The sequence below is a fragment of the Corallococcus sp. AB045 genome (assembly GCF_003668895.1).
GTDB classification, from domain to species: domain Bacteria; phylum Myxococcota; class Myxococcia; order Myxococcales; family Myxococcaceae; genus Corallococcus; species Corallococcus coralloides.
Genome location: NZ_RAWN01000314.1, coordinates 1 through 7,136, shown reverse-complemented (window position 1 = coordinate 7,136; position 7,136 = coordinate 1). Strand labels below are relative to the sequence as shown.

At 67.9% G+C, this 7,136-nt stretch carries 6 protein-coding genes; 3 read left to right on the top strand and 3 right to left on the bottom strand.

Annotated elements, in window-relative coordinates; genetic code table 11:
- Positions 1-88: 88 nt before the first annotated feature.
- Both D7Y21_RS39200 and D7Y21_RS43565 read right to left on the bottom strand, forming a co-directional pair.
- Complete coding sequence (locus D7Y21_RS39200; protein WP_120563912.1) at positions 89-508, bottom strand: VOC family protein; 420 nt, start codon at positions 506-508, stop codon at positions 89-91.
- Positions 509-681: 173 nt separating this feature from the next.
- Positions 682-2,085, bottom strand: coding sequence for a hypothetical protein (locus D7Y21_RS43565; RefSeq protein WP_304988582.1), 1,404 nt, complete (start codon positions 2,083-2,085; stop codon positions 682-684).
- Between the two features lie 465 nt (positions 2,086-2,550).
- On the opposite strand from D7Y21_RS43565, the gene D7Y21_RS39190 reads away from it, so the two are divergent.
- Positions 2,551-2,979, top strand: a complete 429-nt coding sequence (locus D7Y21_RS39190; RefSeq protein ID WP_120563913.1) for a tellurite resistance TerB family protein — start codon at positions 2,551-2,553, stop codon at positions 2,977-2,979.
- 357 nt (positions 2,980-3,336) lie between these two features.
- On the opposite strand, the gene D7Y21_RS39185 is transcribed toward D7Y21_RS39190, so the two are convergent.
- Positions 3,337-3,606, bottom strand: coding sequence for a hypothetical protein (locus D7Y21_RS39185; protein ID WP_120563914.1), 270 nt, complete (start codon positions 3,604-3,606; stop codon positions 3,337-3,339).
- 527 nt (positions 3,607-4,133) lie between these two features.
- Between D7Y21_RS39185 and D7Y21_RS39180 the strand changes: the two genes are divergently transcribed.
- Both D7Y21_RS39180 and D7Y21_RS39175 read left to right on the top strand, forming a co-directional pair.
- Complete coding sequence (locus D7Y21_RS39180; protein WP_121718431.1) at positions 4,134-5,366, top strand: Ig-like domain-containing protein; 1,233 nt, start codon at positions 4,134-4,136, stop codon at positions 5,364-5,366.
- Between the two features lie 198 nt (positions 5,367-5,564).
- A partial coding sequence (locus D7Y21_RS39175) for an Ig-like domain-containing protein (RefSeq protein WP_372239505.1) occupies positions 5,565-7,136 on the top strand: 1,572 nt, incomplete at its 3' end.

The following is a 7,136-nucleotide window of genomic DNA, read 5'->3' as shown; positions in this document are numbered from 1 at the left end:
GGCCAAGGGTGTCGCCCCGCGCCCGCTCCGGTGTGGCTCTTCCTCGGGTCGGAGTCCCCGCTGAGCCCTCGTGGGGAGGGGGCTGGAATCAGGTGCCTTCGTGGCCGCCGAGCGACGTGTCCCAGAAGTGCGCCTCGATTTTGTGGCCGTCCGGATCCCTCACGAAGCAGCCGTAGTAGGGCGGGCCATACAGGGGACGCGGGCCAGGGGCGCCGTCATCGATGGCTCCCGCCTTGAGGGCCGCCTGATGGAAGGCATCCACTGCCTGCTTCGACGTGGCGATGAAGCAGAAGTGCGTGCCATTGCCCACGGTCGCGGGCTTCCCGTCGATAGGGGCCTGGACCCAGAACTCCGGGAACTGGCGGCCGTAGGCCACCGCGTTCGGGAAGTCCAACACCCGCCGGCAGCCCAGCGGAGTGAGGACCGCGTCGTAGAAGGCCACGGCGCGCGCGAAGTCGTTCGTGCCAATGGAGACGTGGGACAGGATGCTCGGGTTCTCGTCACTCATGGCGGCAGGGATAGCACGCGCCACTGGAGCCGGACGTGACGCTCGCGCTCCAATCGCTGGAGCGCCGCGCGGTGTGCGTGGCCACGCGGCGCCTCCTGCGTCTCAAGGGCTGACCGGGGCTCCCCCGGCCTTCCAGAATCAGAGGGCCAGGGGAACGGGTGTCGGGACCGCGCTCAGTCGTCCTGGAGGCTGTTCATCGAGGGGCAGTAGGTCGCGTACCCGTGGCCCGAGACGGTGGCGCCGTTCTCGTAGGTGGCGTTCACGTCGAAAGCCACGAAGTGCTTCGCGGGAGGAGGCGTCCCGGCCTTGATGCAGCTGGGGCAGAGCGAGGCCGCCACGGGCGTGAAGGTGCGGCTCGTTTCGCTAGCGGCCCACTCCTGCATGAGCGCGCCATCGAAGTCGAACAAGTACGATATCGGTCCACCCGCCGTGGAGCCCGTCTGCGGGGTTGTGTCCACCGGTGCCGTCACCCATTCGAGAGTGGCGATCTGCGGCGGGAGTGGCGCTGTCAGAGACGGGCACTCATCCGTCTCGCCGTTGCTGAGCTCGAACACCAGCCGCCACGGGTCCGCGGCGGTCGTCGGCTCCACGTAGCCGAAGTAGGCGTGGTTCAGGGCCACCTGGTTCTCGTCCATCTGGGCCGTGACGGTGGTGTCCTGGCACGTGCCCTCGCAGGTGCCGAAGGGGTCGGTGCCTGCATCCGTGCTGGTGCCCGCGTCGGGCTCGGTGCCCGCGTCGGGAGTGGTGCCTGCGTCCGGTTCGGTGCCTGCGTCCGGTTCGTCGTTCTGGAGGCGGTCGAGCGAGGGGCAGTAGGTGGCGTACCCGTGGCCGGAGATGGCGCCGTTCTCGTAGGTGCCGTCCACATCGAAGGCCACGAAGTGCTTCGCGGGAGGCGTCCCGGCCTTGATGCAGCTGGGGCAGAGCGAGGCCGCCACGGGCGTGAAGATGAGGTTCGTGCTTTGAGCGGAAGGAGGCCAGGAGAGGAGCGCGCCATCGAAGTCGAGCAGCGTCGCGGTCGGTCCACCCTCCCCCGAGGAGCCCGTCTGCGGAGTCGTGTCCACCGGCACCTTCACCGAGTAGACGTTGACGAGCTGCGGAGGGGTGGGCGCAGTATCGGACGGGCACTCATCCGTCGATCTGTTGTTGATCTCGATCCACAGCGTCCACGGGTCCCCGGCATTCGTCGGCTCCGTGTAGCCGAAGTAGGCGCGGGGCAGGACGCGCTGGTTCCCGTCGATCTGAACCGTGACGGCGGTGTCCTGGCACGTGCCCTCGCAGGTAATGAAGGGGTCGGTGCCTGCATCCGTGCTGGTGCCCGCGTCGGAAGTGGTGCCTGCGTCCGGCTCAGTGCCTGCGTCAGGGGTGGTGCCCGCGTCCACTTCAGCGCCAGCATCGGCCTCGGTGCCCGCGTCCACTTCGGTGCCCGCATCGGCCTCGGTGCCCGCGTCCACTTCAGAGCCCGCATCGGCCTCGGTGCCCGCATCGCCCTCGGTGCCCGCGTCCACTTCAGTGCCCGCATCCACTTCGGTGCCAGCGTCAGACTCGGTGCCCGCGTCAGACTCGGTGCCAGCGTCCACTTCGGCGCCCGCGTCGAACTCGGTACCCGAGTCGGGCGGAGGGCCTGCGTCGGGTCTGGTGCCCGCATCCGACGGGGTATCGCCGTCATCAGAGCCACAAGCAGAAAGGGTAGGTACGACCGCGAGGGAGAAAATCAACAGGGAGAGAATCGGATGTCGCAGGGTCATGCCGCGGATTGTCACGGGTTCCGTGACGAGAAGCGAGCCGGCTTGTCCCTCCGCGTCATCGCCTCTTGGCGACAAGCCCGGATTGACCCCAACCCGCGATCATCGGTCTGGTGTGGGGGCCTGGGAGGAGCGGGAGGCCCTGCCGTGCGAGGACCCGAGTGCGCGCGGACGCAGGCATCCGGCTGAAACCGTTTTCGCTCCTCATGGGCCCCCACTATCCTGTGTGGCCGAGAAGCCCGGCATCGTGGCTGTCCGTGAGTTCCCGGCCAGTCGCGCGCTGTCTACCCAGGAGATGATATGTCGAGCGAGTACCCCCAGGAGCAGTTGCTGGCCTTCGTCCAGGCCATGGCCAACGTGGCGGCGAGCGACGGCCGTATCACCGAGGAGGAGCGCCAGCAGCTCGATGAGGTGGTGCTGAACATCGGCCTGTCGCCCCGCGACCCGCAGGTCGCCGCGCTCATCGAGGCGGAGTTCCAGAAGCCTGGCCGGCTCTCCGACATCGTCGGCAAGATTGAAATCCGCGAACTGCGCGCCTCCCTGCTGCGCATGCTCGTCGAAGTGGCCTGTGCCGACGGAGAGCTCGCCACCGAGGAGCGCGCGTCGGTGAAGGAGGCCGCCACAACCTTCGGTTACGACGCCGCGGTCGCCGACGAGCTCATCACCTGGACGCTCGACTCCATCAAGCTCGATCAGCGCGAGCGCGACATCATGTCGAAGCTGCTCTGACGAGCCGCCCGCATTTCCTGTTCCTGGCTCCGCCGGGAACAGGGAAGGCGGGGTGGGCAGAGGGGCCGCGGCGTCACTCCAGGAGCGCGGCTGGAGGTGATTCGTCGCGCCAACCCGAGTCGGAATATGCGCTCACGGAGTGGCTGCCGAAGAACCAGAGGCGCTCGGAGGTCGCGGCCATCCACGAGGTCCTCGACATGCCCGGGACGCTCAACGGCTCCAGCGATGGGGGGCTCCCGTAGACATCTCGAACACCGCACCCGACTCGGCGGACACGAAGCACCGCCCCCGCCACATCTCAACGCAACTGAAGGTCTCATCCGTGTACGGGGGCGACACCGCGCTCCACTCCCCGCGCTAGCCTTCTACGACGAAGCGCGCGTCGCCGGGTGAGCGGAGCGCCAAGAGGGGCAGCTCGCTGCTCGCCTGCCGGACTCCCTCATCCACGCGCTCCCAGGTTGAGCTGCCGAGGGTGCGGCCAAAGACCATCCGGCGCATGCCCGCGACAAAGAGTCGAGCGCCCACGACCCGGAGGCTGGAGACAGTGCGCAGCACACTCGGGCTGTAGTCTTCCGGATGAATCCGCTCCTCGCTCGAGCCCGCGACGTCGTTGCGAACCTTCAGCATGCCGTCGTAGGTGAACGAGGTGGGAGGGGTGCGAGCGATTCTGGAGCACCTGGGCCGGCGTGTACCCCATGGGGCTCGAGCGGCTTCTCCACACGCTTGGCTCACTGATGGCCTTTCCTTGGGTGTATTGGGTTTGAAGTCTGTCCGAGACCGCGTGAATAGGCTGCTGCTCATTGGGGCGTTAAACACCTGAAGGTTTCGAGAGGCCTTCGCCTCATGCGCCAGTTGGTTTTGGTGTCTGCCCATTCCCCTGAAGCAAGCCATCCGCGGCTCCGGAGAGGCTGAAACGGGGGATTCTCAAGTGACCTCGGATGGGGTGAGAGGGACCCTTGACGCGAGCAGGCGCAGACTTTGTCTGCATCGATTTTGCTCATCACTGACTCTCCTATTACAGATGTCTCAGGGAGCGCCTTCCATTGCGCCCCACGACGAGTCCCTGGGATTCGTCAAATCCCATCTGGAGGTCATTGATGCCGCAAATACCGAGGAGGGTCTCCCTCCGTCCGCTGAATCTGTTTGTCGCTGCATTGGCGCTCGCCCTGACCGTGGCCTGCGGAGGGGAGACGGGCGTGGGCGAGGCGAGCCTCGGAGTGTCTGCCCAGGCTTTGACGGAGAATGACATCAGCCGTGTCACCGTGACGGTGAGTGGCGCCGGTATCGCGCCGGACATCTCTCGCAACCTGTTCAAGACCTCCGGGCAGTGGAGCGGAACCCTGGGAGGGATTCCCGTGGGCTCCGGCCGCACCTTCCTGGCCCGGGCCTATGACGGCTCCAATACCCTGCTGTACGAGGGGCAGGTCACCGGGGTCACCATCTCCCAGGACTCGACGGCGGCGGTCTTCATCCTGCTGCAGCAGAAGACGGCCCCCACGCCCTTCCGCAACAGCGCCCCGCGCATCAGCTCGCTGGTGGCGTCCTCCACCCAGCTGGAGCCGGGCCAGTCCGCCGCGCTCTCGGTGACGGCGACGGACGCTGACGGTGACACGCTGAGCTACGCCTGGACGGCCACGGCGGGCGCCCTGGCCAACGCCACGAAGGCAGGTGCCACCTGGACCGCGCCCACCACCGAGGGGCCCTACACCCTCAACGTCAGCGTGACGGACGGCAAGGGCGGCCAGGCCGGCTTCTCCCTGGTCATCAACGTGTTGGCCGCCAAGGGCAAGGCCACGGTGACGACGTCCTTCAACACCTGGCCCGTGGTGAGCCAGGTGTCCGGCACCAAGGGCCAGGTGCTGCCCGGTGAGAGCACGACGCTCGAAGTGACGGCGGCAGACCCGGATGGCGACATCCTGACGTTCACCTGGAGTGACGACTGCGGTGGCAGCTTCAACAACGCCACCGTCAAGAAACCCACCTGGAAGGCTCCGGCCACCCAGCCGGCCAGTGGTACCTGCACCGTGTCCGTGGCGCCCAATGACGGCCGCGGCGGAAGCACCCAGGGCTCGCTCCGCATCACCATCGGCCTGCCCGACGTCCCCAACGCCGCCCCCGTCATCAGCCAGACCTTCCAGTCGGCCGACACCGTGGCGGCGGGCGGGACGTTGGACGTGCTCGTGGTGGCGCACGACCCGGAGGGCACCGCCCTGTCCTTCACCTGGAGCGCCAGCGGCGGCACGTTGGGCACCCCGACCACCTCCGCTTCCCAGAGCGAAGTGCTCTGGACCGCGCCCGACAGCGGTGGCCCTTTCACCCTCACCGCGGTGGTCCAGGACGCGGGCGGGGCACAGGCGACGCAGACCTTCACCGTCAGCCTGCCCTAGCCCGAGCGCAGCGCCGCCCTCCTCATTTCCCGTGAACCTCTTGCTCCTTTTGGGAACCCCTTGAATCGACCACACCCATTCCAACCTCTGGCGCTCCTCCCGTTGCTCCTCATGACGCTTGCGGCCTGCGGGCCTGCTGCTGTCCAGGAGGGCTCGGCCGACATCGCCGTCTCAGCCCAGGCCCTCTCGACTTCAGACGTGGCCAGGGTCACCCTCACGGTGAGCGCCGCTGACCTCTCCGCTGACGTTGTCGCCAACCTGCAGAATACCGGTGGCCAGTGGAGGGCCGTCCTGGGGGCGATTCCGGTCGGCGCCAACCGCACCTTCCGCGCCCAGGCCTTCGATTCCTCCGACACCCAGGTCTACGAGGGGCAGGCCACCGGCGTCACCATCACCTCGGGCACCACGGCCGCCGTGATCATCGTGCTGCAGCAGACGACGGCTCCAACGCCCTTCGTCAACAGCGCTCCCAAGATCACCGGGCTCACGGCCTCCAGCAGCCGCGTGGACGTGAACGAGTCCGTCACGCTCGCCGTCACCGACACGGATGCCGATGACGATGCACGCAGCTACGCCTGGACGGCGACCGGTGGCACCTTCGTCGACGAGACCACCGCCAGCCCGACGTGGACCGCACCGGCCACGGAGGGAACCTATACGCTGAATGTGAGCGTGACGGATGGGAAGGGCGGCCAGGCGGGCATCTCCCTGAAGATCGCCGTGGTGCGTGCCAGGGGCGCGGCGACTGTCGCCGTCGCGTTCAACACCTGGCCCGTGGCGACCCAGGTGACGGGCACTCCGTCCAGCCAGGTGGCCCCCGGTGGCATCGTGAGCCTGGATGTGGCTGCGGTGGATGCCGACAACGATGCGCTGACCTATCGCTGGGCCGATGATTGCGGCGGCAGCTTCAGCGCAACCACGGAGCAGCGTCCGACCTGGGCGGCGCCGGCCTCGGCTCCTCCGAGCGCGGTGTGCAAGGTGACGGTGAGCTTGAACGATGGACGCGGCGGGAGCACGACGGGCCAGTTGGGCATCAACGTGGGGCTGCCCCAGATTCCCACCCGGCCTCCCGTCATCGATCAGCTCTTCCAGTCAACCGACACCGTTGCCGTGAACGGGACGGTGACGCTGGTCGTGAGCGCCTACGACCCCGAGGGTGCGGCGCTGACCTTCACGTGGAGCGCCACCTCCGGGAAGCTGGGAACCCCCGTCACCAGCGCCTCCCAGAGCGAGGTCCTCTGGACGGCTCCGGCGCTGGGAGCTTCGTCGCTCATCACCCTGGTGATTCAGGATGCGAGCGGACAGAAGACGACCCAGACCTTCGCGATCAGCCTGACTGGTGGCGTCATGCAGACCTGCGTGAAGGCTGTCACCTCGTACCTGAGCAAGGTGAGTCCGTATGGCTCGCCCCTCACCGTGAACTACAGCATGGTGGGCGGCGGTGGCGGTGGCAGCGGTTACGACTGGGCAGGCACCAACGGCACCAGGGTCAATGGGAGCTTCACGCTGGCGGCTGGCGCGAGCCTGGAGGTCTTCGTCGGCGGTGGCGGCGGCTGGGGCTACTATTACGCTGGGGGCTATGGCGCCGGCGGCGCGGGCTATTACGGCGGCGGAGGCAGTGGGGCCCCTCCCAGTGGGGTTGGCGGCGGCGGAGGGGGTGGCAGCAGCGCGATCCTCCACGCGGGCCAGCTCGTCGCGGCCGCGGCCGGTGGTAATGGTTCAACTTGGGGCGGCGGCGGCGGGAGCACCGTGGGCGGTGCGGCGGGGGGG